The following is a 23,208-nucleotide window of genomic DNA, read 5'->3' on the forward strand; positions in this document are numbered from 1 at the left end:
GCCGATGAGAAGGCGGCGTGCGGGACACGAGGCGTGTCGAAGGCATGCTTCCCTGCGCGAGGATTACCTCAATCAGGTTCAAAGGGACTTTCTCAGCCGGGCCATCGACGGATCGATGGCGCAGCACCCCTAGCGAACTCGCCGGACGGGCCGGTGAGCGGTGGTGATTCTAGCGGGAGGCCCACAGAGGACCTTGGCGTCCAGGGATTTCGCAGGCCAGGCTCGTCCTCGGTTCGTTCGCCCGAGCGCTCATCGAGCCGTCGGAGGAGGACGGAGCAGGCCGAGCTCAGTGAGTCGCTCGATGCCCCGATTGACGGATCCCGTCTTGTATTTGAAGTCGCCCGATCGCGAGAACCACCGAAGGCGTGTGCCGTCGTGCAACTGGAACGTCAGTCGGTGCTGGCGCGACATGAACGCCCACCTCAATCCATAGCCACCTGCCAGCGCCAGCATGCCGATCTGGATGTGGGTACCCGGCTGGAGATCGTTCCAATAGACGCTGAGACCGAAAAGTACCCCTGCCAGCAGAAGGAGCACGATCACACCGGCCACGATGCGCATCGGTGCCAACCTGGCGTCGTAGACCGCATGAGACACCCGCTCGGTGGGAACGACGTCGATCCGATAGGGCGTCTTGATCGAGAGTTGCTTGCGCAGCACCCGCAGGCCGTCGTCCCCGATGCTCACCACTTGGCCGATGTGATACGCGTAGTCGTCGGGCGACGCGAAGATGGCGTAGGTCTCGCGCTCGTGCCGGTGATTGCTCTCCATCCCTGTTCCTCTTGTTGTCGCCTGTTGGATCAATCAGGTCGTGTTGTCGGCGCTCGCCGGCAGCCCCCGGTGAGCGGACGAGAGTCTAGCGAGACCAAAAGAGGGCTTCGGAGGCGTCCGGAAGCCCGAAGGCGCTTCCCGTTTGTCCGCCGCCCATGCAGTTCACGCCGCCGCCGTGCAGCTTCGTCTCCTGACGCTCGCAAGTGGCCGGGTCGATGACGACACTGACTCCATCGACACAGCAAACGCCTTCAGGAGATCGACATGAACGCCACCCGCCTCAGCATCACTTCCGCCACCAACACCACCGTCAAGGCCGTCGCCTTCGGTGCCGTCGCGGCGCTGGCCCTGGGCCTCGGGATCGCTCATGCACAAGGCCAACGCGAGATGCGCGCCTCGATCGTCACGCTGGATCCGGTGGTGATCAGCGTCAAGCGCGAACAGCTGCCGACCGTGTACATCACCGGCCGCCGCAGCGCCGACGCGGTCGACGCGCACGTCGCCTCGGCCGAGTGAACGTCCCAGGTCGCGCTGTATCGGTGGAGCGATCCACGGACTGACGCCCTTCGGTTCGCTCCCATGCAAGACGCCCGGCTCATGCCGGGCGTCTTGCTTTGTGGAGCGCGCGGGCGATTGTTGCGGCGATCACAACGGCCCATTGCGACGCGGGCCGTTTATCCAAACGGGCCTCGCACCTAACCTTCAGTCATCGGCAAACGAAGCCGGCCAAGACCCCAGACACCCTGATCCAACGCTCTCTCAAAGGAACCCATCATGACCGCCAAGACCCTGATCGCCACCGCCCTGATCGCCCTGTCCGCCGCCGCCGTGCCGGCCTTCGCGCAGAGCTACAGCCACCTCGATCCGATCACGCAGAGCCAGAAGAGCCGCGCTGAAGTGCTGGCCGATCTGGAGATCTATCGCGAGTCCGGCCTGGCGGCCGTCGACCGCACGGAAGACAGCTCGCTGGAACTGAACCAGCGCGCCAAGGCGGAAGCCCGCTACGCCGAGCTGAAGGCCTCGCCGAAGTACGCCGCCCTGGTGCAGCGCTTCGCCGCCAAGGAAGGCAAGGGCGCCGTCACGGAAGGCGTGTCCGCCCGCTGAGCCTCGCTGCAGCCCCCGCAACGCCGCCCGGACGGAAGTCCCGGCGGCGTTTCTCATGGCGCGCGCCCGGAGGCGCTTTCCGTTTGTCAGCCGCTGATGCAGTTCACGCCGCCGCCGTGCAGCTTCGTCTCCTGACGCTCGCAAGCGGTCGGCTCGATGACGACACTGACTCCATCGACACAGCAAACCGCCTCAGGAGAACGACATGACCACCAGCCGCTTCCACGTTGCTTCCGCCACTGAAACCACCGTCAAGGCCGTCCTCTTCGGCGCCGTGACCGCGATGGTGCTGGCCCTGGGCATGGCCCACGCCGAAGGCCAGCGCGAGATGCGCGCTTCGATCGTCACGCTGGACCCGGTGGTCATCACCGCCAAGCGCGAGCAGCTGCCGACCGTCTACATCACCGGTCGCCGCGACACCTCGGCTGACGCCGTCCAGATCGCTTCCGCCCAGTAAGCCCTGACGGTTGCGCTGTATCGATGGAGCGAGCCTCCGGCTGATAACGCCCTTGCCGCTCCCCCAAACGCCTGGCCTGTGCCAGGCGTTTTGCATTTTGGAGATTGTTGTTCCCCCTGCATCCGTCCATTGCTTCCGCCCGTATTTATGCAGAGCGGGCCGCCTTCTATTGTTCAGTCAACGGCAGACGAAGCCGGCCTCGATACCAGACACCCCTCTACCGCTCTCCAAGGAAACATCATGACCGCCACCAAGACCCTGATCGCCTCCGCCCTGATCGCCCTGTCGGCCGCCGCCTCTCCGGTCTTCGCGCAGAGCTACAGCCACCTCGACCCGATCACGCAGAGCCAGAAGACGCGTGCCGAGGTCCTGGCCGATCTGCAGATCTACCGCGAGTCCGGCCTTGCGGCCGTCGACCGCACTGAAGACTTCGCGCTGAACGCCACGCAGCGCGCCAAGGCCGAGGCCCGCTACGCCGAGCTGAAGTCCTCGCCCAAGTACGCCGAACTGGTGCAGCGCTTCGCCGCCAAGGAGGGCAAGGGCGCCGTCACGGAAGGCGTGTCGGCCCGCTGAGCCCTGATTCAGCCCCCGCAGCGCCGCCCGGACGCAGGTCTCGGCGGCGTTTCTCATTGAGAGCGCCCGATGGCGCTTTCCGTTTGTCCGCCGCTGATGCAGTTCACGCCGCCGCCGCGCAGCTTCGTCTCCTGACGCTCGCAAGCGGTCGGGGCGATGACGACACTGACTCCATCGACACAGCAAACCGCCTCAGGAGAACGACATGAACGCCAACCGCCTCAACATCACTTCCGCCACCAACACCACCGTCAAGGCCGTCCTCTTCGGCGCCGTGGCCGCCGTGGTGCTGGGCCTGGGCATCGCCCACGCCGAAGGCCAGCGCGAGATGCGCGCCTCGATCGTCACGCTGGATCCCGTGGTCATCACCGCCAAGCGCGAACAGCTGCCGACCGTCTACATCACCGGCCGTCGCGATACCTCGGCCGACGCCGTCCAGATCGCTTCGGCCCAGTAAGCCCTGACGGTTGCGCTGTATCGATGGAGCGAGTCTCCGGCTGACACCGCCTCTGCCGCTCCCCGAACGCCCGGCCCGTGCCGGGCGTTTTGCTTTTTGGCCGTGCTCAGGCGGCCAGCGCGAATCGATGGTCGACCTGCCCCAGCTTCATCGCCCGCCAGCCGAGGCAGGCCAATGCCCCCATCGCGCGAAGGTTGTCGGACGCGAGTTCCAACGCGCCGTCCTCGTCCCGGACGACGGTGTCGTCGAGCTCACCCAGGCGCGCTTTCATGAAGAGGGTCTGATCCTTCAACGGGTCGAGAGAGCGAAGCCTCGTGATGTCATCGACCGCCTCCCACCAATGGGGGAGGGTGATTGACTGCCACCGCCTCGCCCGGTCCACTCCGCTCTCTGAGCGGCAGGAGGACTTCGGGAAAATCTGATGGGGCGCCAGAAAATGCGGCAGAACCCGGTTGTTGACGAGTGAATTCAGATGAATACACTGAACTCGTCCCAACGCTTTCCAGCCACCGACATGACCCCGAGCAGTTCGCCCCCCACCATGGAGCCCCTGTCGGCCCGCGTCCCCAGCGACCTCTACTTCTGGCTGTCCCAGCTGCAGGTCGAAGGCGCGGCCACCAACAGCGACAAGCTCCGCGTGCTGCTCGGCCAGCTCAAGCGGCAGCACGACGGCGCCTTCGACTATGTGACCGCCCACGCCTGGACCCGCGACCTGACGTCGCGGCTCCGTGAGTCGCTGGTCCGGGTCGAGAACGACTCCGGCCAGCACTCCGAGGTCGTCAGCCTGCTGCTCGACCACTTCGTGGGCGCGCTCGCGCTGGCCATCAGCCAGGCGCCCGCCGACGCCGACGAGGCCCGCAAGTTCGAGGAAGCGCTGGTGCGCAGAGCCTCCGCGCTGAGCGAAACGCTGCTCAGACAGGGCACGCCGCTCACCGCCTCCGCCTACGACCCGCAGGTCGTGCGCCGTCACCTGGGCAACACGCTGGAACTCGCCCACCCCCTGCAATCTGCTCCGCTCTCGAAAGGCAACTGAGATGACCGACTCCCTGAAGACCCGCGTCGGCCGCGTGATCGCCGGCGGCGTCCATGCCCTCCTCGATCGCATCGAGGACCAGGCCCCCGAGGCCACGATGGAGCAGGCCATCCGCGAGGCCGACGCCGTCATCGACGACGTGCGCCACGAATTGGGCACCGTCTCCGCCAACCGGCATCTGTCGCAGCGTCAGCACGCCAACCTGAACCAGCTGCACGCGTCGCTGTCGTCGCAGATCGACGAGGCGATGACCGCCGGCCGCGAGGACCTCGCCCGTGCCGCGGTCGCCCGTCAGCTCGACATCGAGGCGCAGTTGCCCGTGCTGGAGACCACGCTCGCCGAGCACGCCCGCCAGGAAAACGAGCTGACCGGCTTCGTCGCCGCCTTGCTGGCGAAGAAGCGCGAGATGCAGGACGCGCTCGCCGAGTTCCGCAGGAGCCGTGCCGCCGCGGCCGCCACCGTGACGACGTCTGCGGGCGCCGGCGGCGCCGCCGGTGTCGCCCACCGCATCGGCAAGGTCACCGACGCCTTCGACCGCGTCTACGAACGCCAGACGGGTCTGGCCGGCACCGCGCGCCAGAACAGCCTGCAGCAGGCCGCCCAGCTCAAGGAGCTGGATGACCTCGTGCGCGACAACAAGATCGCCGAGCGCATGGCGCAACTGAAGGCCACGAAGTCATGAGCCTGTTCACCGCGCCGCAGAACCTGCCGTTCGGCATCGGGTTCGCGTTGATCGTCGGTGTCGCGCTTGTCGAGGGCGCGGGCATGCTGATCTCGTTCAGCCCGAGCAACCTGATCGACGACTGGCTGCCCGACATCCATGGCGACAGCGCACTCGACCGCGTGCTGGGCTGGCTGCATCTGGGCAAGGTGCCGGCGCTCGTGCTGCTGCTGCTCTTCCTGACCGGCTACACGGTCTTCGGCTACAGCCTGCAGGTCGTGATGAACGGACTGTTCGGCGGCTACCTGCCGGCGGCCGCGGCCGGCATCGCCGCCGTGCCCGCCGGACTGGCCACCGTTCGCGGCCTGGGCGCGCTGATCGCGCACATCATCCCGCAGGACGAGACCAGCGCCATCAGCGAGCAGAGCCTCGTCGGCCGGGTCGGTGTCGTCGTGGCCGGCGCCGCCCGCCGCGGCCTCGCCGCGCAGGCCCGGGTCAAGGACGTGCACGGCCGCTCGCATTACCTGATGGTCGAGCCCGACGTCGACGACGAGGTCTTCGAGGAAGGCGTGCAGGTGCTCATCGTCAGCAAGGTCGGCGCCTTCTACCGCTGCATCGCCAATCCGCATCCGACGCTGATGTAGACCGTCGCCCGCCGCAACGAACGCCCGGCACGTTCCACCTTTCCAGAACGCCGGATCCACCGGCCCATCCGAATTCAAAGTCGAAGTCGATTTCCAAGTCGACTTCCAAGTTTCATCGAGGGAGCAAACAGTCCATGGACAACCTGATCGAGCTGCTGGTCATCTCCGGCATCGCCCTGCTGGCGCTGTTGACGATCGGCATCATCTTCGCGCGCCTCTACAAGCGCTCGACGAAGGAAACCGCCTTCGTCCGTACGGGCCTCGGCGGCCAGAAAGTGATCATGGACGGCGGCGCGATCGTGCTGCCGGTCTTCCACGAGCGCGTGCTGGTCAACATGAACACGCTGAAGCTCGAGGTCGTGCGCCGCGAGCGCGAGAGCCTGATCACCCGCGACCGCATGCGCGTCGACGTGACCGCCGCGTTCTTCGTCCGCGTCAAGCAGACCGAGGAAGCCGTGAGCATCGCCGCCCAGACGCTGGGCGCACGCACGCTGAGCCCGAACGAGCTCAAGGCGCTGGTGGAAGACAAGTTCGTCGACTCGCTGCGCGCGACCGCCGCGACGATGTCCATCCAGGAGCTGCAGGACAAGCGCCGCGACTTCGTGCAGGCCGTGCAGAACGCCGTCGCCGAAGACCTGGAGAAGAACGGCCTGGAGCTGGAGTCGGTCTCGCTGACCAGCCTGGACCAGACGGACAAGCAGTTCTTCAACCCGAACAACGCCTTCGACGCGGAGGGCCTGACGCGGCTGACCGAGCAGACCGAGGCGCGCCGCAAGCAGCGCAACGACGTCGAGCAGGACACCGAGGTGCAGGTCCGGACCAAGAACCTGGACGCCACGCGCCAGAAGCTGACGATCGACAAGGACCAGGAGTTCGCGAGCCTGGCGCAGCACCGCGAGATCGAGATCACCCGCGCCGAGCAGGTCGCGTTGATCGCGTCGCAGCAGGCCGAGCGCACCCGCCAGGCCGAAGCCGCCAAGATCGAGGCCGAACGTCAGGTGAGCCAGAAGCGCATCGAGGCCGATCGCGAGATCAAGGCGGCGGAGATCGAGAAGAACCTGGCCATCCAGACGCGCGAGATCGAGCTGGAGCGCAAGACTGAGATGCAGCGCGCCGAGCAGCGCAAGCAGGTCGAGATGGCGCGTCAGGACACGCAGATCGCGATCGCGACGAAGTCGCGCGAGCAGTCCGATGCGGACGCGGCCGCCAACCTGGCGCGTTCCGAAGCCGTGAAGGCCGAGGAACTCGTGAACACGGCGCGTCAGGTCGCGGTGGCGGAGCGGGAGAAGAGCATCCAGCTGATCGAGGCCTCGAAGGATGCCGAGCAGCTGGCCATCGCGGTCCGGGTGTCGGCCTCGGCCGAGAAGGCGGCTGCGCTGGACCGTGCCGAGGCGTTGACCATCGAAGCCACGGCCAAGCAGGCCGCAGCGCTGGCGGAGGCCGAAGGCCGTCGCGCGATCAACGAAGCGCTGAACACGCTGTCGGCCGCCCAGATCGACCTGCAGGTCCGCACGATGCTGCTGCAGCAGCTGCCCAACATCCTGGAGCAGGCGGTGCGCCCGATGGAGAAGATCGACTCGATCCGCATCTTCCAGGTCAACGGCATGCCGGGCGCGGGCAGCGACGGCACAGGCGCGGCCAACGGCCAGGGTGGCCATGGCGCGGCCGGCGGCGCGACTTTCCCCGAACAGGTGATGAACTCGGCGCTGCAGTACCAGATCGCCAAGCCCATCGTCGACGCGGTGATGAAGGACGCGGGGCTGTCCAACGAAGGCATCACCGGCGTGGCGCAGACGCTGGCCGGCATGCTCTCGCCGGGCAACGGCGCGGCGCTGCCGCAGGCCGCCAAGCCGGCGATTGAAGGCCCGCACGCCTGATCGAGCGCGGCGCGCCTGCCCGGCGCGCCCGCTCATTCGATCGCTGGCTCTCGCTGTCCATCGATCGCGCGCTGTCGAGCAACAACAAAGAAGCCCGCTGGCATCGCCAGGCGGGCTTGTGTTCTGAAGCACCCTGAAGAGAATTCGACGATCGATGTTCAGCCGACGCTGGCGAGTGGTTGGCGAGATCGTCTCAGGAACCAGGCGGGACGACGCCATTCCCGCGAAGTTCTGCGGTCACCTGCTCGACCTTTTCGCGCCCCTTCGGAGTCGGCAGATCCTTCAACAACCGGTCGTAGCAAACCGACCAGTTGCCGCTGCAAGTGGCGTCGTCCACGTACATGCGGGTCATCACAATGGATAGAAACGCCAACTGCGCCGCCTGTACGGAGTCGGGCGCTTGCCCTCTGAGAAATTGCTCTCCTTGCCTGCGCAGTTCCGCGAGCTTTCGAGCTTTGAATTCCTCAGCCGGAATGCATTTCGTAAGTGCCCATTCCCGTGCACCGACGCATACCGCATCCAGGCGGGTACCGGGGATCGCATGGTCGTGGGCCTGCTTTGCGGTGGCGAAGGTCAATAGCAGGCCCGGCGACGGTTGCGCTTGCAAGATGACCGTGACGGCGCCGTTGACGTCTATTCGGGCGTCGGTGACGGTGCCGGTTATGAAGATGAATTGATTTACATAGGGAAAGGGGCCGGATTCCGACGACTTCATCCTTGCCCAATCCTGCGAGTTCTTCGCCAGCATCCGATCGAAGACGAACGACTCCTCGCCTTTCAGCAGCAATTCGACGTCCCTTTCTGCGAGTGCAATGAATGCGGCTGACTCGTCTGGCTTCATGGAATATCCACGCGGCATTTTGTCTGGGGGTGCCGGAGGCGAGCAAGAGGCCAAAAATCCCGTCGCGAGAGACATCCAACAATATTTCAGTGTTCTGAATTTCATGTGAATATAGTTTGCAAGATCATTCGGCAGCACAGCTGCTTATTAATGTTCTTGAATCGGGTGCGTTACTGGGCCGGCCGTCACAGAGTAGTTACGAAGCCTGCATCCAATTCCCCAGCAGCTACCCAGCAGCTGCTGTGCAGCACCATCAGAGTTCCACCAGGAACGCGGGCCAGGCTCCGTGCCGGAACCAGTCATGACGGCTCGAGGTTTCGGCGCCTTAGTGCAGGAGTCAGCGACGCTTGCTTGATTGGCGTCTTTGGACCAGACTTCATCAAAGTATTTGATGCCCATATCGATGTTTGCCGCGTCCGTCGGCCCATCGTTATTGCCGAAAATCATCGCTTGCGCGACTCCTGCAGCAAGCGCTCCAAAGTCTTTATAGGCCTCGTGTCCAACTTTCTGGTAGTCCTGATATTGCTGAACGACAGCGGCGGCATGAATCAACTCGAAGCGAGAGAATCCCATCGCTCGACCCATCGCACCATATAGCGAATTTCCGTAGTTCGAACTCATGAGGTATTGTGGATTGTTCTTGACATCCAGCCTTTGGCCAGGACCGAATTGATGTACGAGGTACGTTCTCCTCGCCATCCCGGAGTGCGGCAAAGAGTTGGCGAACTCCGCAACGCGTTTGGCGTTCGCAATTTCAGCATTGGTATCCATCTTATTGCCAAAGCTGTTGGAAGCGACTTGCTCTGGCATTGAGTTTTCGGCAGTGCACGTCACGGCGGACGTTGCGTTGGACGACTCCGATAGCTGCAGGATGTTAGAGGGCTGTCGCCACGGTTCCGCGCATTGCCCGTTGCGATTGCAGATTGGTGTGGGATATTGAGGAGTTGGTGCACTTGGAGTTCGTACCGGCTCATTGAAGCTCACCATGAGGTGGGCGTTACCCGATGCGGCGTCGCGCACGTGTGAGACGTTCAGATCTTTGTCGTTCAACGCAGTGTCGCCCACAGGCACAATGGCCACGAGAATCTCGCGACCATTCGGCTGTATGTTGGCAGTAGTCAAACCTTGCAGCGACCAAGTTTCCGACAGTTGCTGAATAGCTCCATTGGGAAGACGCTCAATAAGACGCAGTCTGTAAACTAGGTGGGAGGGCCCAAGTGCGACGACGCTAAGATTCGGAGCGCTTTGGACGAACTCAGGCGCCACGCAGTTTTCGAAATTAGTCGAGGTCTTCATGCGGAACGCATTGAGCGTCTCAGGTGAAAGCCGATAGCAGTCCGTGGCAAACGTATGAGTGGTTCCGAACATAAGCAAGGCTGCCGCAACGCGACCAGCGGATCGAAAGAAATTCTCGGCTGAGTTCATGTTCGTGGGAGTTATTTTTTCGTTAAGGAGTGTGGCGACTCTATCAACACAGCGAAAAAACCAATCTCCCCCAAAAGGGCGCCTTCCACGCCGCGTTCTAGGACAGGTAGAGGCCGTGATCTAGCTGGCAATGGCAATGCGTTGACCCGGTTCAATTGCCTCTCCACCGGTCGCTCCGGTTGTGCGGCAAGCCCTGCGAGGGCGATGACGCCTATGCGTTCCTGAAACGAAAAAGCCCGCCGGCTTTCGCCAAACGGGCTTGTTTTTCGAAGCGCTCCGTCGGAGCGCGCGATCTACAGTCAGTCGAAGTTCGGCGTCTCGACGCCCAGCACCTTGTGCAGCTTCGGGCTGGTGGTCGTGTACTGCAGATGGACGCGCTTTTCCGGGTTGATGATGGGCATCGCGCCGAAGGCCGCCAGCGCGGCTTCGTGGAAGCCCGACAGGATCAGCTTCTTCTTGCCCGGGTAGGTGTTGATGTCACCGACCGCGAAGATGCCCGGCACGTTGGTCTGGAACTTCTCGGTGTCGACCTGGATCTGCTTCTTCTCCAGCGACAGGCCCCACTCGGCGATCGGGCCCAGCTTCGGCGACAGGCCGAAGAACACCAGCACCTGATCCGCCGGCACCACGCGCGTGACGCCGTCACCGCCGGTGATCTTCAGGCCCTTGAGCGAATCCTCGCCCTCGTCCAGGTCGGCGACCTGGCCGACGATGAACTGCATCTCGTAGGCGTCGCACAGCTCGCGCATCTTGGCCACCGACGCCGGCGCGGCACGGAAGCCGTCGCGGCGGTGCACCAGGATCACGCTCTCCGCCTTGTGCGGGTTGCCGTCGGCGTTGCCGCCGCAGAAGTTCAGCGCCCAGTCCAGCGCCGAGTCGCCGCCGCCGATGATCACCAGGTTCTTGCCGGCAAACTGCGACGGGTTGCGCACCCGGTAATGGACCTGCGAGCCCTCGTACTTGTCGATGCCCTCGACCTTCAGCGTGCGCGGCTGGAAGGAGCCCACGCCGCCCGCGATGAAGATGGTCTTGGTCAGGAACTGCGTGCCCTTGCTCGTCGCGACGAAGAAACGACCGTCTTCCTGCTTCTCGACCGTCGTGACCTCCTGCCCCAGATGGAAGGTCGCGCCGAAGGGCTCGATCTGCTTCATCAGGTTGTCGGTCAGCTCCTTGCCCGTCACCACCGGCAGCGCCGGGATGTCGTAGATCGGCTTGTCCGGGTAGAGCTCGATGCACTGGCCGCCGGGATAGGCCAGCGAGTCGATGATGTGGGCCTTGATCTCGAGCAGGCCCAGTTCGAACACCTGGAACAGGCCCACCGGGCCCGCGCCGACGATGACGGCGTCGGTTTCGATCACGCCCGCGTGCGGGGCGGAGGTCGCTTCAGTCACTTGCGTTTCCATTCTTGTGTGGGGCGGCCGCCGGCAGCAGGACCCGACGCCGCGAGATGAGGGGATCGGTCAGCGGACCAGCTGATCGATCTTGCCCGTCTTGTCCTTCCACTCCTCGGCGTCCGGGAGCGGGGCCTTGCGCTTGGTGATGCTGGGCCACTTCTTCGCCAGGTCGGCATTCAGCTTGATCATGATCTGCTGATCGCCGGGCACGTCCTCCTCCGGCATGATCGCGTTCACCGGGCACTCCGGGATGCAGACCGCGCAGTCGATGCACTCATCGGGGTCGATGGTCAGGAAGTTCGGACCTTCGCGGAAGCAGTCGACGGGACAGACATCGACGCAGTCGGTGTATTTGCAGCGAATGCAGGCTTCGGTGACGACGTGGGTCATAGCGGCTCTTCTAGTGACGGGGCCGGCAAAACGGGCCCTCGAAAATCAGCGATCCCCTGGCAGTCCGTGGACGGTGGGCTTGGTGGCGCTGACGGTAAACAGGAGATTTTAGACGTTCGGGCTCTGGGGGAGGGATTCCAGCCCCTGCGGCTCAAGGTCTTGGCGTGAGGACGGTGTCGCGTAATCGCCCAAACGGACCGCGGGATCGGCCTCCAGGTCGCCTTGCGGCGCCCCCGTCAGCGGGGCCGCGCCCGCGCCGACGATGACCACCGTGGGCCGGCCCTTGTGCAGCATCGAGGCCGCGCCCAGCGACGCCACGTCGTGCTCGCTGGACAGGGCATCGGCGCAACCGGCCCGGGACACGACGCTCACCGGCGTGCAGGCGTCCCAGCCCGCGGCGAGCAGCCGGCGCGAGAGGGCCGCCAGTTGCTGGCCGGCCATGTAGAAGACCTCGGTGTCGGCGGACCTGGCGGCCTGGAGCTCACCCTCGCGCGTCATCGCGGTCGTCAGCGCGACGCTGCGACCGGCGCCGCGCCGCGTGAGCGGGCGCCCGGTCTGGGCGGCGGCGGCGATCGCGGCGGTCACGCCCGGAACGATCTCGTAGGGGATGTGCGCCTCGGCCAGCGCCAGCAGCTCCTCCTCGAGCCGGCCGAAGACGCTCGTGTCGCCACCCTTGAGACGCACGACGACGTCATGGGCCTTGGCCTCACGGACCAGCGCGGCATTGATCGTCGTCTGCTTCGTGGAATGGCAGAACCCACGCTTGCCGACGTCCAGCCACTTCGCTTGAGGCGCGAACTCGCGCAGCGCCGGGTCGGTGAGGGCGTCGAACAGCACGACGTCCGCCAGCGCGAGCGCCCGCGCGCCGCGCAGCGTGATCAGGTCGGCGGCGCCGGGCCCGGCGCTGACGAAGAGGACACGTCCCATGGCGATGGCTCCTGGCGGTCGTTGGTGGTCGGTCGGGTGAGCGAAGGGCCGGAGATCAGCGGACCAGCAGCGCACCGCTGGTGCGGTTGCTGGTGGGATCCACGACGATCAGCGCGCCGCCGACGCGGTTGTCCGCGTACGGCTGCAGCGGCAGCTCGGCCTGCAGTTCGATGGTGACGTGGCCGATCTCGTTGACCGACAGTTCGTGCGCCTCGGTCTCGGCCAGCGTCTGGATGTCCAGCCGGTGGTCGATCGCGGCGATGCGGGCCTGGACCCAGCGGTTGCCGTGACGCACCCAGTACTTGCGGCCGAGCACGGCCGGCTCGGTGTCGATCCACGCCAGCGTGGCTTCGAACGTGCGGCGGGGCGTGGCCGCGCCCGGCGCGACGATCCAGTCGCCGCGCGAGACGTCGACCTGGCGGTCCAGCAGCAGCCCGGCGGACTCGCCGGCGACCGAGGTCGCCACCGGCTCGCCGGCGCGGCGCAGCTCGCCGACGATGGCGGTCTGGCCGCTCGGCAGGATCTGCACTTCGTCGCCGACCTGCACCTGACCTTGCGCGATCCGGCCCCACAGCACGCGCGGGTTGTTGCCGGTGCCGTCGCCGTCCTTGGCCACGTACTGCACCGGCAGCGCCAGCGGCGCCTCGACGGTTTCCTGCACGGTCGGCAGCGATTCCAGCACCTGCAGCAGCGACGGGCCGTCGTACCAGTCCGCTTCCAGCGGCTGCGTCACATTGTCGCCGCGCAGCGCGGAGACGGGCACCACCGCGGTCACGCGGATGCCGGCGGCCGAGGCGAACTTCTCCAGCGCGGCCGAGACCTTGCGGAACGCGTCGCCCGGATTCGCGGCGGCGTCGATCTTGTTGATCGCGAAGACGATGCTGGGCACGCGCAGCAGGTGCGCGAGCAGGCTGTGGCGGCGCGTCTGCGCCAGCAGCGGGACGTCGTCGACCGACAGGTCCAGCTTGGTCACGTCGACCAGCACGACCGCGGCATCGCTGCCGGCGGCGGCGGTGACCATGTTCCGCGTGTACTGCTCATGGCCCGGCGCGTCGGCAATGATGAACTTGCGCTGCTTGGTCGCGAAGTAGCGATAGGCGACGTCGATCGTGATGCCCTGTTCGCGTTCGGCTTCGAGGCCGTCGGTCAGCAGGCTCAGGTCGATCGGCTGGCCGGCGGCGCGCTTGGCCAGCGTGTCGAGCTGGTCGGCGAGGATGGCGCGGCTGTCGAAGAGCAGGCGCCCGATCAGCGTGCTCTTGCCGTCGTCGACGCTGCCGGCGGTCAGGAAGCGCAGCGCGCGGTGCGTCGTGTCGAGGTCGGATTGATGGATCTTGGTCACGGCGGGGGAGGGGCTCACGGGGCTCTGGGCGCTCGCATTGCTCGCGTCGTTCGGGGCATTGAGGACGGCGGACATCAGAAGTAGCCCTCCTTCTTGCGACGTTCCATGGAGGCGTCGGAGGTGCGGTCGTCCATGCGCGTGGCGCCGCGCTCGGAGACCGTCACCGTCAGCGTCTCGGCGACGATGTCGGCGGCGTTGGCGGCCGGGCTCTCCACCGGGCAGGTGCAGGTCATGTCGCCGACGGTGCGGAAGCGCACCTGCGCCGTCTCGACGGTCTCGCCGGCTTCCGGCGGGGTCACGTCGGTCAGCGGCACTAGCAAGCCCTTGCGGCGGATCACCTGGCGGTCGTGCGCGAAGTACAGCGACGGCAGCGGGATGTTCTCGCGCGCGATGTAGAGCCACACGTCCAGCTCGGTCCAGTTGCTGATCGGGAAGGCGCGGAAGTGCTCGCCCGGGCGGATGCGGGTGTTGAAGAGGTTCCACAGCTCGGGCCGCTGTTCCTTCGGCTGCCATTGGCCGAAGCTGTCGCGGTGGCTGAAGATGCGCTCCTTCGCCCGAGCCTTCTCCTCGTCGCGGCGGGCGCCGCCGATGAGCACGTCGAAGCGGTGTTCCTCGATGGTCTCCAGCAGCGTCACCGTCTGGTGGCCGTTGCGCGACTCCAGCGGATGCGACAGGCGGATCGTGCCCTTCTTGATGGAGTCTTCCAGGTGACCGACGACCAGGCGCTCGCCCATCTCCTCGACGCGGCGGTCGCGGAACTCGATCACTTCGGGGAAGTTGTGGCCGGTGTCCACGTGGACCAGCGGGAAGGGCAGCTTGCCCGCGAACTCGTTGCCGGCGATGCGGCGCTTGAAGGCCTTCTCGGCCAGGCGCAGCACGACGCACGAGTCCTTGCCGCCCGAGAACAGCAGGGCGGGGCGCTCGAAGGCGGCGGCGACCTCTCGCAGGATGAAGATGGCCTCCTCTTCGAGGTGGTCCAGGTGGCGGTGGTCCGCCAGCGGCAGCAGTTGTTCGAGGTTCACGGGGGCGTTCATGCCTGGGCTCCGGAGGTCGACGTCGGGGGGGACGCTTCGGGTTCAGATTCGGTGGAGGCTCTGTCGGGCTCGGTGTGGGTGGCGTGCAGCCCGCATTCCTTGGAAGAGTCCTCCCACCACCAGCGGCCGGCGCGGAAGTCCTCGCCGACGGCGATGGCGCGGGTGCAGGGCGCGCAGCCGATGCTGGGCATGAACTGGTCATGCAGCGGGTTGTAGGGGACGACGTGCTGCTGCACGTAGTGCCAGACGTCGGCCCAGCTCCACTCGGCCAGCGGGTTGACCTTGGTCCGGCCCTGGCCGTCGTCCTCGCGGAAGGGGACCTCGGCGCGGTTGGCGCTCTGCTCGCGGCGCAGGCCGGTGATCCAGGCCGTTCGGCCGGCCAGCATGCGCGACAGCGGTTCGAGCTTGCGCACGCCGCAGCAGGCCTTGCGCAGTTCGACGCTGCGGTACATCGGCTCTTCGCCGTTGGCGCGGACGAAGTGGACGACCTGCTCGTTCACCGGCGCGAAGACTTCCACCTCGATGCCGTAGCGGTCGTGGATGCGCGGGATCAGCGCCAGCGTTTCCGCATGCAGCTTGCCGGTGTCCAGCGTCGACAGCGCGATCGGCAGGCCGTGGCGCGCGATCAGATCGGTGATGACCATGTCCTCCACGCCCAGCGAGGTCGATTGCAGCGCGCCGGGACCGAAGTCCGCCGCGGCCTGCTTCAAGACCTCGACCGTGCGCGCGACGCGCTCGTCGAAGCCGGCGGTCTTGCGGGCGTACAGGCCGATGGCAGAGCCGACACCGGCATCCGCGCCCGGCAGCGCCGAGACGCCTGCCGATGCGCTTCCGGATGCGCCCTCCGACGCGCCACCAATCGGCGCGAAGTCCAGCGAAGACACCTCGCCGCTCATGCTCAGGCCTCGGACTTCTGGCCCGGACGGGCGAACAGCGGGCGCGGTTCGTTGACGTCCGCCTGGTAGTGGCCGGGGAAGAAGCTCAACGCGCGCTCGGCGGCTTCCTGGTTCTGGTCGCCGCGCATCTGCACGGCGTCGACGCCGCAGCGCTGCAGCAGCGGCAGCATGTCGACGAGGACTTCGCCGATCGCGCGGACTTCGCCGGCGAAGCGCAGCCGCGAGCGCAGCACGTGCGCCTGGCTGTAGGCGCGGCCGTCGACCCACTTGGGGAACTGCAGCACCACCAGCGCCAGACGCGGCAGGTCGGCCTTCAGGTCGAGCACGTCGATGTCGTTGGGCAGGATCACGCCGGTGGCCAGGCCTTCCGGCCAGGTGTCGCGCACGGCGTGCCACTGTTCCAGCGTCAGCAGCTTGTGGTCGGCGGCGGCGGGATGCGGTTGCGGGCCGTCCTCGCCGGCGCAGGTGTGCCAGGGGTCTTGGGCCTTGGAGACGAACTTCATGGTGCGGGGGCGTTCCGTTTCCGGGGTGCTCGGGGTGCTCGGGGTCATTGCTTCGCGGTCGTGCGGCGGATCTCGTTGGTCGCCTGCTTGAAGGCGTCCAGGCCGATGCGGCGGACCGTCTGGAGGAAGCGCTCGCCGGCCTCGCGCTCGCGGCGGTAGGTCGCGATCACGGCCTCGACCGCATCGGCGGCCTCGTCGGCGGCGAAGGACGGGCCGATCACCTTGCCCGGCACGGCTGTGCCCGACAGCGTCGAGCCGTCCGAGCCGCCCAGCGTGATCTGGTACCACTCGCTGCCGTCCTTGTCGACGCCGAGCACGCCGATGTGACCGCTGTGGTGGTGGCCGCAGCTGTTGATGCAGCCGCTGATGTGCAGGTCGATGTCGCCGATGTCCCAGAGCTCGTCGAGGTCCTGGAAGCGGTCGGTGATCTCGGACGCCACGGGGATCGAGCGGGCGTTGGCCAGCGCGCAGAAGTCGCCGCCGGGGCACACGATCATGTCGGTCAGCAGGCCGATGTTGGGCGTGGCGAAGCCGTGTTCCTTGGCGGCCTCGAAGAGCGCGGGCAGGTCGCTCTCGCGCACCCAGGGCAGCAGCAGGTTCTGGTCGTGCGAGACACGCAGCTCGCCGTGGCTGTACGCGTCGGACAGCGCGGCGGCCGCGTCCATCTGCGCGTCGGTGATGTCGCCCGGCGGCAGGCCGACACGCTTGAGCGACAGCGTCACCGAGCGGTAGCCGCTGACGCGGTGCGCGTGGACGTTGCGTTCCAGCCAGCGGCGGTAGGCCGGCGAGGCGCCTTCGAAGATGTCGACGCCCGGCACCGGGGTCACGCCTTGCGGCTCGACGAAGCTGGCGGCGACGCGCGCCAGTTCGGCCTCGGGAATGAGCTGCTCGTGGCTGCCGGCGTCGTCGTTCAGGATGGACTGGTACTCGGCGTTGACCGCGTCGAAGTAGGCCTGGCCTTCGGCCTTCACCAGGATCTTGATGCGCGCCTTGTACATGTTGTCGCGGCGGCCGAAGCGGTTGTACGTGCGCACGATCGCTTCGAGGTACAGCACGATGTTCTGCCACGGCACGAAGGGGCTGATCTCCTGGCCGATGATCGGCGTGCGGCCCATGCCGCCGCCGACGAAGACCTGGAAGCCGATCTCGCCGGCCTCGTTCCTGCGCAGTTGCAGGCCGATGTCGTGCCAGGCGATGGCGGCGCGGTCTTCCTTGGCGCCCGAGATCGCGATCTTGAACTTGCGCGGCAGGAAGGCGAATTCGGGATGCAGCGTCGACCACTGGCGCAGCACCTCGGCGTAGGGGCGCGGGTCGATCAGCTCGTCGGCGGCCACGCCGGCGGTGACGTCGCTGGTGATGTTGCGGATGCAGTTGCCGCTGGTCTGGATGCCGTGCATGTCGACATCGGCCAGCAGGTCCATCACGTCCGCCGACTGGGTCAGCGGGATCCAGTTGAACTGCAGGTTCTGACGTGTGGTGAAGTGGCCGTAGCCGCGGTCGTGCTCGCGGGCGATGCGCGCGAGCTGGCGCAACTGGCGGCTGTCGAGCACGCCGTAGGGCACGGCGACACGCAGCATGGGCGCGTGGCGCTGGATGTACCAGCCGTTCTGCAGGCGCAGCGCGCGGAAGTCGTCGTCGGGGAGCTGCCCGGCCAGATGGCGTTCGAGCTGGTCGCGGTACTGGGCTGCGCGGGCGTGGACGAACTGGCGGTCGAAATCGGTATAGGCGTACATGGCGTCGGCTGGACCCGGCCGGGTTTCTCAGGGGGCCCGCCGCGCGTCAGAGACACCGCGGCTGGCCCAGGGCTGGCCGGGAGTCTGCACTCTATGAACGCTTTATATATATGAGAACTACAAAATCGTAGATTGCTTATGGCGAGATAAGCATATGAAGATTCCTGCAAAGGCCCCTGGCCCTCACCCCCACCCTCTCCCGCAGTGCGGGAGAGGGAGTGTTCGGGACGCTGCGGCGCTGCGTTTGACGCCCGTATTTCCCCCTCTCCCGCAGGGGCGGGAGAGGGAGGGGTGAGGGTGGGTTTGCGGCCGCAGGCCGCGCTCAGGCCGTTGCCAGCCGGCGCAGCGCCGCGATCTGGTCGGCGATCCGCGGCGGCAGCGGCTCGGTGCCGGCGAGGATCGCGCGAATGAAGTCGGCGTTGGCGGCGGGCTCGCAGGCGGGCGACAGCGTCCAGTCCAGATCCTCGTTGCTTGCCGGGTTGAGATCCAGGCCTTGCCCGTTCGCGAAGCCTTGCAGGTGAGCCTTGCGCCGGAGGTGGAGATAGGCCTCGCCTTCGCTGGCGCGCATGAGCAGCGCACGGCCCTCGTCGGCGCTGAGCCGGGGCAGCGCCTCGCCCATGCTGTCGACGTATTCCGGATGGGTCACGGCCACCACGCGCACGCTGCGGCCCGGCAGCGGGTCCAGCAGCTTCGCGACGCTGTGGCTGCTGTTGCGCAGTCCCATGCGGGGGCGCAGCGCCATCATCGCGTCCAGTCCGGGATGGATGACCTCGGTCGGCAGGATGGCGAGGCGGTCCGACGCCAGGCGATCGCTGGCTTCGTCCACATTCCGAGCCACGGGAAGGCCCAGTGCTTCGAAGAGTTCGAACGGACTGATGCGGCTGTCGAAGTCGTGCCGACCGTGGATCAGCACCGGGATGCCTTCCCGGGCCAGCAGCATCGCCACCAGCGGCATCAGGTTGGCTTGCTTGCGCGCGCCGTTGAAGGTGGGCAGCACGACGGTCCGGGGACCGGAGGGCGCCGCCACGCGGGCGGCGCCGGCCTGCATCGCCTCCACGAACCCGAGCAGTTCTTCGAGGCTTTCCCCCTTGATGCGCATCGCGATCAGGATGGCGCCGCGCTCCAGATCGGGCACCGTGCCGTCAAGCAGCGCGGCGAAGAGGTCGCGCGCCTGCTCGCGCGTCAGGTCGCGGGCGCCTCGAGCGCCGCGGCCGATTTCCTTGAGGAGGGGGGCGTAGTCCATGCGTCCTTCCGGTGAGGGACGCAGTTTAAGAGGGCCGCCCGCAGGCCCGCGGGGACGACCGCGGCGATATCAGCCCCAGCAACGTCGCCGGCCGCATCGGTCGCTTCGGCCGCGAGCGTCAGACCCAGCTCGCCGAACAGGTCCTTCGGATCGTCCATCTCCGGCACCAGCGCCAGTTCGCGGCCCAGGCCGAGCGCCTCGGCGCGGTCGCCCAGCCAGCGCAGCGTCGCGAAGTCCTCCAGCGCGAAACCGACCGAGTCGAACACCGTCACCTCCTCATCGCTGCGCCGGCCGGCGGCCTCGCCGCGCAGCACGCGCCAGAACTCCGTGACCGGGAAGTCCGCCGGCATCTGCTGCACGTCGCCTTCGATGCGCGACTGCGGCTCGTACTCCACGAAGACCTTGGCCCGCTCCAGCACGCCCCGCGCCAGCTCCGTCTTGCCCGGGCAGTCGCCGCCCACGCCGTTGACGTGCATGCCGGGCTCGATCATGTCGGCCGTGACGATGGTCGCGTTGCGTTTGTCCGCGGTCACCGTGGTGATGATGTCGGCGCCGCGCGCCGCTTCGGCGGCATCGCCGCAGCGGATCAGCGTCAGGCCCTCGACGCGCGACAGGTGGCGCACCAGCTTGTCCGTGGCCGCCGGATCGACGTCGAAGAGACGGATCTCATCGATGCCCAGCAGGTGGTGGAAGGCCAGCGCCTGGAACTCGCTCTGCGCGCCGTTGCCGATCAGGGCCATCGTGCGCGAGCCCGGACGTGCCAGGTGTTGCGCGGCCAGCGCGGAGGTGGCCGCCGTGCGCAGCGCCGTGCTGAGGGTCAGCTCCGACAGCAGCCACGGCGAGCCGGTGGCGACGTCGGCGAGCACGCCGAAAGCCATCACGGTGGGCAGGCCCACGCGGTGGTTTTTGGGGTGGCCGTTGACGTACTTGAAGCTGTAGAGCGAGGCGTCGGAGATCGGCATCAGCTCGATCACGCCGTCGTCAGAGTGGTTGGCGACGCGCGCGCTCTTGTCGAACTCGCTCCATCGGACGTAGTCCTCGGCGATGTAGCGGGCGAGGGTCTGGAAGCTCCGGGCGATGCCGTCGTGCCGGACGACGCGGGCAACATCGGGCGTGAGGAGGAGGCGGGTCGTCATCGGCGGTCTCTTGGCAGTGGGAATGCCTCCATTCTTCGGATCCGCTTGTCAGCAGGAAGCCAGAGAACTGATCAATAATCGAAGCGCCTTGTGCATTTCGTCAGCGAACTCTGACGAAATGCCGTGAGATTCGGGTTAACCCAGGGCGATGCGCGCGCAATGCGACCGTCGACGCACCAACATGGACACTCTCGACCATCAACTGATCGCGCTGCTGCGCCAGGACGCCCGGGCGAGCATCGCGACGCTGGCGCACAAGCTGAAGGTGTCGCGCGGGACCGTGACCAACCGGCTGACGCGGCTGGAGGACAGCGGCCAGATCGTGGGCTACACGGTCAAGCTGCGGGCGGACGTGGCCCAGCCGCACATCACGGCCTGGATGAGCATCGCGGTGGAAGGCAACCGCACGCGCGAGGTCGTCGGCATCCTGCTCGGCGAGCCCGGCGTGGCGGGGTTGTTCGACACCAACGGCCGTTGGGACCTGCTGGCGGAACTGCGCGCGGACAGCTTGAACGAGCTGGCTGAAATCCTGGAGCGCGTGCGGCTGATCAAGGGCATCGGCGCGACCGAGACCAGCATCCACCTGCAGACGTACAAGCTGGCTTGAGCTCGTCAACGCCTGAGCGAGCGCCGCGCTTCAGCGTTTGGGCGCCGACGCCGGCGCATCGTCGTCATCCGGCTCCGGCGCGTCCGGTTCGAGCTGGAAGCGGCCATCGCGCAGTTCCATGCGCGTGCGCTGCACCACCGGGCGCAGCGCGTTGCAGGCGCCTTCGTTGAAGCGCAGCACGATCTCCACACGCGGTCCGCGTCCGGGGCTCAGTACGCTGACGCCGGAGGTCTGCGGCGCCGCGTTCGCGCCGCAGGCGAGCGGGCCGGGCTTCTCGTCGAAGCCGAGTTCGGCGCCCAGCTGCAGTTCGCCGTCGCGTTCGAGCACCAGGCGCTCGGTGCGGCTTTCGCGTCCCCGATCGATGTCGTAGCGGCGGCTGCGCAGGATCCAGCGTTCGTCGGCGATCTGCAGCAGCTGCAGGTCTTCGTCGCCGGCGCCCGGCGCGCCGGGCATGAGCAGCAGGCCCTTGGCGCTCAGCTTCCAGCGCCCCGCCGCGTCGGCGGCCAGCACGGCGGCGCCCAGCGCCGGCACGCAGGCCGCGCAGCGGAACTGGTCGCGCGGTCCGGGCGTCAGCTGGTAGACCAGCATCAGCTTGTCGACGTTCGATTCGACGTAGCGGCCGCGGAAGACCTCGCGGACCTCGGCGCGCAGCGTCGGCGATCGCCCGCCGAAGAACGCCGCCGCGCGCTCGTGGCGCCAGGTGTTGCCCCCGTAGACCATCTTCATCGCGGTGGCCGCGTCGGGCGGCTTGTCGATCGCGACGGGGATCTGCGCCTGCACCGCCGCGGCCAGCAGCAGCGACGCCGCGACGCCCAGGCGGCGAAGGAGGTCGAGGCAGGGGCGATGGGCGAGGGGCTGGTGCACGAAGGGCGGGCTGGTCGTGTGGCGAAGTCGCGATCATCGCCGAGTCGCACGGCCCCCGGGTACAGTCCCCGGCCATGAGCCGTCCCGACGCCCCGCCTCCGGTAATCCGCAGCCTGCTGGAGACCGACCTCTACAAATTCACGATGTGGCAGGCGATGCTGCATCGCTACCCGCAGGCGCAGGCCGAGTACCGCTTCGCGTGCCGCAACACGCCGCAGTACCCGCTGGCGGAACTGGTCGCGGACCTGGAGCGGGAGATCGACCACCTCTGCGCGCTGACCTTCCGCGCCGACGAGCTCGACTACCTCAGCGGCCTGCGCTTCATGAAGCCCGACTTCATCGACCTGCTGCGCATCTTCCGTTTCCAGCGCGCGTTCATCACGGTGCGCGCCGAGGGCGACAAGCTGGAGATCGTCGTGCGCGGCCCGCAGGTGCACGTGATGGCCTTCGAGATCTTCGTGCTGGCGATGGTCAACGAGCTGTACTTCCGCCGCTTCGACCAGGCGGCCGCGATCGAGGAGGGCCGCCGCAGGCTGGCGCAGAAGATCGCCCTGATCCGGACCTTCACGCGGGAGGAGGCGCCGCGCCGCCACCCGTTCCAGTTCTTCGACTTCGGCCTGCGCCGGCGGTTCTCCGGCGCCTGGCACGAGGAGGTGCTGCGCACGCTGCGCGACGAGCTGCCGCAGACCTTCCGCGGCACGTCCAACGTGCTGCTCGCCAAGGAGCTCGGCCTGGTGCCGATCGGCACGATGGCGCACGAGTACCTGCAGGCCTACCAGGCCAACGGCGTGCGGCTGCGCGACCACCAGAAGGCGGCGCTGGAGGACTGGGTGCAGGAGTACCGCGGCGACCTCGGCATCGCGCTGACCGACGTGATCGGCATGGACGCGTTCCTGGCCGACTTCGACCTCTACTTCGCCAAGCTCTTCGACGGCCTGCGCCACGACTCGGGCGATCCGGTCGAGTGGGGCGAGAAGGCGCTCGCGCACTACGAGCACCTGCGCATCGACGCCAACACCAAGCGGCTGGTGTTCTCCGACGCGCTCGACATGCCGAAGGCGCTGGCGCTGTACCGTCATTTCGCGGACCGCGTCCAGCTGGGCTTCGGCATCGGCACCAAGCTGAGCAACGACCTCGGCCTGCCGACGCTCAACATCGTCATCAAGCTCACCCACGTCAACGGCCAGCCGGTGGCCAAGCTCTCCGACAGCCCCGGCAAGACCAAGTGCGAGGACCAGACCTTCCTGGCCTACCTGAGGCAGGTGTTCAAGGTGCCGGCGCCGGTGTGACCGGCGCGGG

Annotated in this window: 26 protein-coding genes; 11 read left to right on the plus strand and 15 right to left on the minus strand. The window is 67.1% G+C overall.

Annotated elements, in window-relative coordinates; all coding sequences use genetic code 11:
- Positions 1 to 249: 249 nt before the first annotated feature.
- Positions 250 to 771: a hypothetical protein gene (locus tag ACQZ13_RS08195; RefSeq protein ID WP_431050926.1), complete on the minus strand. Its 522-nt coding sequence runs from the start codon at positions 769 to 771 to the stop codon at positions 250 to 252.
- 264 nt (positions 772 to 1,035) lie between these two features.
- On the opposite strand from ACQZ13_RS08195, the gene ACQZ13_RS08200 reads away from it, so the two are divergent.
- From ACQZ13_RS08200 to ACQZ13_RS08220, 5 genes are all read left to right on the plus strand, one after another.
- The gene (locus ACQZ13_RS08200; RefSeq protein ID WP_421033127.1) at positions 1,036 to 1,287 is read left to right on the plus strand and encodes a hypothetical protein; all 252 of its coding nucleotides are present in this window, start codon (positions 1,036 to 1,038) and stop codon (positions 1,285 to 1,287) included.
- A 258-nt stretch (positions 1,288 to 1,545) separates the two neighbouring features.
- Positions 1,546 to 1,875, plus strand: coding sequence for a DUF4148 domain-containing protein (locus ACQZ13_RS08205; RefSeq protein WP_088403329.1), 330 nt, complete (start codon positions 1,546 to 1,548; stop codon positions 1,873 to 1,875).
- Positions 1,876 to 2,080: 205 nt separating this feature from the next.
- A complete protein-coding gene (locus ACQZ13_RS08210; RefSeq protein ID WP_431050928.1) occupies positions 2,081 to 2,332 on the plus strand; it encodes a hypothetical protein in 252 nt (83 codons plus the stop codon).
- 240 nt (positions 2,333 to 2,572) lie between these two features.
- Complete coding sequence (locus ACQZ13_RS08215; RefSeq protein WP_431050930.1) at positions 2,573 to 2,905, plus strand: DUF4148 domain-containing protein; 333 nt, start codon at positions 2,573 to 2,575, stop codon at positions 2,903 to 2,905.
- 205 nt (positions 2,906 to 3,110) lie between these two features.
- Positions 3,111 to 3,362, plus strand: coding sequence for a hypothetical protein (locus tag ACQZ13_RS08220; protein ID WP_431050932.1), 252 nt, complete (start codon positions 3,111 to 3,113; stop codon positions 3,360 to 3,362).
- 106 nt (positions 3,363 to 3,468) lie between these two features.
- On the opposite strand, the gene ACQZ13_RS08225 is transcribed toward ACQZ13_RS08220, so the two are convergent.
- The gene (locus ACQZ13_RS08225; protein WP_431050934.1) at positions 3,469 to 3,633 is read right to left on the minus strand and encodes a hypothetical protein; all 165 of its coding nucleotides are present in this window, start codon (positions 3,631 to 3,633) and stop codon (positions 3,469 to 3,471) included.
- Between the two features lie 270 nt (positions 3,634 to 3,903).
- On the opposite strand from ACQZ13_RS08225, the gene ACQZ13_RS08230 reads away from it, so the two are divergent.
- The 4 genes from ACQZ13_RS08230 to ACQZ13_RS08245 all read left to right on the plus strand — a co-directional run bounded on the left by ACQZ13_RS08230 (position 3,904) and on the right by ACQZ13_RS08245 (position 7,577).
- On the plus strand, positions 3,904 to 4,395 hold the full coding sequence (locus ACQZ13_RS08230) for a hypothetical protein (protein ID WP_431050936.1): 492 nt from the start codon (positions 3,904 to 3,906) through the stop codon (positions 4,393 to 4,395).
- Between the two features lies 1 nt (position 4,396).
- Positions 4,397 to 5,077 (plus strand): PspA/IM30 family protein, encoded by a 681-nt coding sequence (locus ACQZ13_RS08235; protein ID WP_431050938.1) that lies wholly within the window; start codon positions 4,397 to 4,399, stop codon positions 5,075 to 5,077.
- Positions 5,074 to 5,700 (plus strand): YqiJ family protein, encoded by a 627-nt coding sequence (locus ACQZ13_RS08240; protein ID WP_088403336.1) that lies wholly within the window; start codon positions 5,074 to 5,076, stop codon positions 5,698 to 5,700. The genes ACQZ13_RS08235 and ACQZ13_RS08240 overlap by 4 nt, the downstream gene beginning before the upstream one ends.
- 134 nt (positions 5,701 to 5,834) lie before the next feature.
- The gene (locus ACQZ13_RS08245; RefSeq protein ID WP_431050940.1) at positions 5,835 to 7,577 is read left to right on the plus strand and encodes a flotillin family protein; all 1,743 of its coding nucleotides are present in this window, start codon (positions 5,835 to 5,837) and stop codon (positions 7,575 to 7,577) included.
- 193 nt (positions 7,578 to 7,770) lie between these two features.
- On the opposite strand, the gene ACQZ13_RS08250 is transcribed toward ACQZ13_RS08245, so the two are convergent.
- The 12 genes from ACQZ13_RS08250 to ACQZ13_RS08305 form a co-directional block, all read right to left on the minus strand.
- Positions 7,771 to 8,418 (minus strand): hypothetical protein, encoded by a 648-nt coding sequence (locus tag ACQZ13_RS08250; protein WP_431050942.1) that lies wholly within the window; start codon positions 8,416 to 8,418, stop codon positions 7,771 to 7,773.
- Positions 8,419 to 8,565: 147 nt separating this feature from the next.
- Positions 8,566 to 9,843, minus strand: coding sequence for a polymorphic toxin type 44 domain-containing protein (locus ACQZ13_RS08255; RefSeq protein ID WP_431050944.1), 1,278 nt, complete (start codon positions 9,841 to 9,843; stop codon positions 8,566 to 8,568).
- A gap of 299 nt (positions 9,844 to 10,142) precedes the next feature.
- Entirely contained in the window at positions 10,143 to 11,246 is a 1,104-nt protein-coding gene (locus ACQZ13_RS08260) for an NAD(P)/FAD-dependent oxidoreductase (protein WP_431050946.1), read from the minus strand.
- 57 nt (positions 11,247 to 11,303) lie between these two features.
- Positions 11,304 to 11,627: a ferredoxin FdxA gene (gene fdxA / locus ACQZ13_RS08265; protein WP_067276314.1), complete on the minus strand. Its 324-nt coding sequence runs from the start codon at positions 11,625 to 11,627 to the stop codon at positions 11,304 to 11,306.
- 108 nt (positions 11,628 to 11,735) lie between these two features.
- Positions 11,736 to 12,554, minus strand: coding sequence for a uroporphyrinogen-III C-methyltransferase (cobA, locus tag ACQZ13_RS08270; RefSeq protein WP_431050949.1), 819 nt, complete (start codon positions 12,552 to 12,554; stop codon positions 11,736 to 11,738).
- Positions 12,555 to 12,609: 55 nt separating this feature from the next.
- Positions 12,610 to 13,968, minus strand: a complete 1,359-nt coding sequence (locus ACQZ13_RS08275; protein ID WP_431050951.1) for a sulfate adenylyltransferase subunit 1 — start codon at positions 13,966 to 13,968, stop codon at positions 12,610 to 12,612.
- Positions 13,968 to 14,927 (minus strand): sulfate adenylyltransferase subunit CysD, encoded by a 960-nt coding sequence (gene cysD / locus ACQZ13_RS08280; RefSeq protein ID WP_088403341.1) that lies wholly within the window; start codon positions 14,925 to 14,927, stop codon positions 13,968 to 13,970. Before cysD ends, ACQZ13_RS08275 begins: the two co-directional genes overlap by 1 nt.
- Positions 14,924 to 15,823, minus strand: a complete 900-nt coding sequence (locus ACQZ13_RS08285) for a phosphoadenylyl-sulfate reductase (protein WP_431050953.1) — start codon at positions 15,821 to 15,823, stop codon at positions 14,924 to 14,926. Before ACQZ13_RS08285 ends, cysD begins: the two co-directional genes overlap by 4 nt.
- A gap of 2 nt (positions 15,824 to 15,825) precedes the next feature.
- Positions 15,826 to 16,326 carry a DUF934 domain-containing protein gene (locus tag ACQZ13_RS08290; RefSeq protein ID WP_431050955.1) on the minus strand — a complete coding sequence of 167 codons (501 nt, stop codon included), beginning with the start codon at positions 16,324 to 16,326 and terminating at the stop codon, positions 15,826 to 15,828.
- A 44-nt stretch (positions 16,327 to 16,370) separates the two neighbouring features.
- On the minus strand, positions 16,371 to 18,059 hold the full coding sequence (locus ACQZ13_RS08295) for a nitrite/sulfite reductase (protein WP_088403344.1): 1,689 nt from the start codon (positions 18,057 to 18,059) through the stop codon (positions 16,371 to 16,373).
- A 322-nt stretch (positions 18,060 to 18,381) separates the two neighbouring features.
- Positions 18,382 to 19,302, minus strand: a complete 921-nt coding sequence (ybiB, locus tag ACQZ13_RS08300) for a DNA-binding protein YbiB (protein WP_431050957.1) — start codon at positions 19,300 to 19,302, stop codon at positions 18,382 to 18,384.
- Positions 19,242 to 20,438 (minus strand): ornithine cyclodeaminase, encoded by a 1,197-nt coding sequence (locus ACQZ13_RS08305; protein WP_431050959.1) that lies wholly within the window; start codon positions 20,436 to 20,438, stop codon positions 19,242 to 19,244. The genes ybiB and ACQZ13_RS08305 overlap by 61 nt, the downstream gene beginning before the upstream one ends.
- Before the next feature lie 181 nt (positions 20,439 to 20,619).
- Between ACQZ13_RS08305 and ACQZ13_RS08310 the strand changes: the two genes are divergently transcribed.
- Positions 20,620 to 21,045: an Lrp/AsnC family transcriptional regulator gene (locus tag ACQZ13_RS08310; protein ID WP_088403910.1), complete on the plus strand. Its 426-nt coding sequence runs from the start codon at positions 20,620 to 20,622 to the stop codon at positions 21,043 to 21,045.
- 30 nt (positions 21,046 to 21,075) lie between these two features.
- Here ACQZ13_RS08310 and ACQZ13_RS08315 read toward each other — a convergent pair whose 3' ends face one another.
- On the minus strand, positions 21,076 to 21,909 hold the full coding sequence (locus ACQZ13_RS08315; protein ID WP_431050962.1) for a hypothetical protein: 834 nt from the start codon (positions 21,907 to 21,909) through the stop codon (positions 21,076 to 21,078).
- A gap of 74 nt (positions 21,910 to 21,983) precedes the next feature.
- Here ACQZ13_RS08315 and pncB point away from each other — a divergent pair, with 74 nt between their 5' ends.
- The gene (gene pncB, locus ACQZ13_RS08320) at positions 21,984 to 23,198 is read left to right on the plus strand and encodes a nicotinate phosphoribosyltransferase (protein WP_431050964.1); all 1,215 of its coding nucleotides are present in this window, start codon (positions 21,984 to 21,986) and stop codon (positions 23,196 to 23,198) included.
- Positions 23,199 to 23,208: the final 10 nt, after the last annotated feature.

Origin of the sequence: Roseateles sp. L2-2, from assembly GCF_050613215.1 — a bacterium.
Taxonomy (GTDB): domain Bacteria; phylum Pseudomonadota; class Gammaproteobacteria; order Burkholderiales; family Burkholderiaceae_C; genus Roseateles; species Roseateles noduli.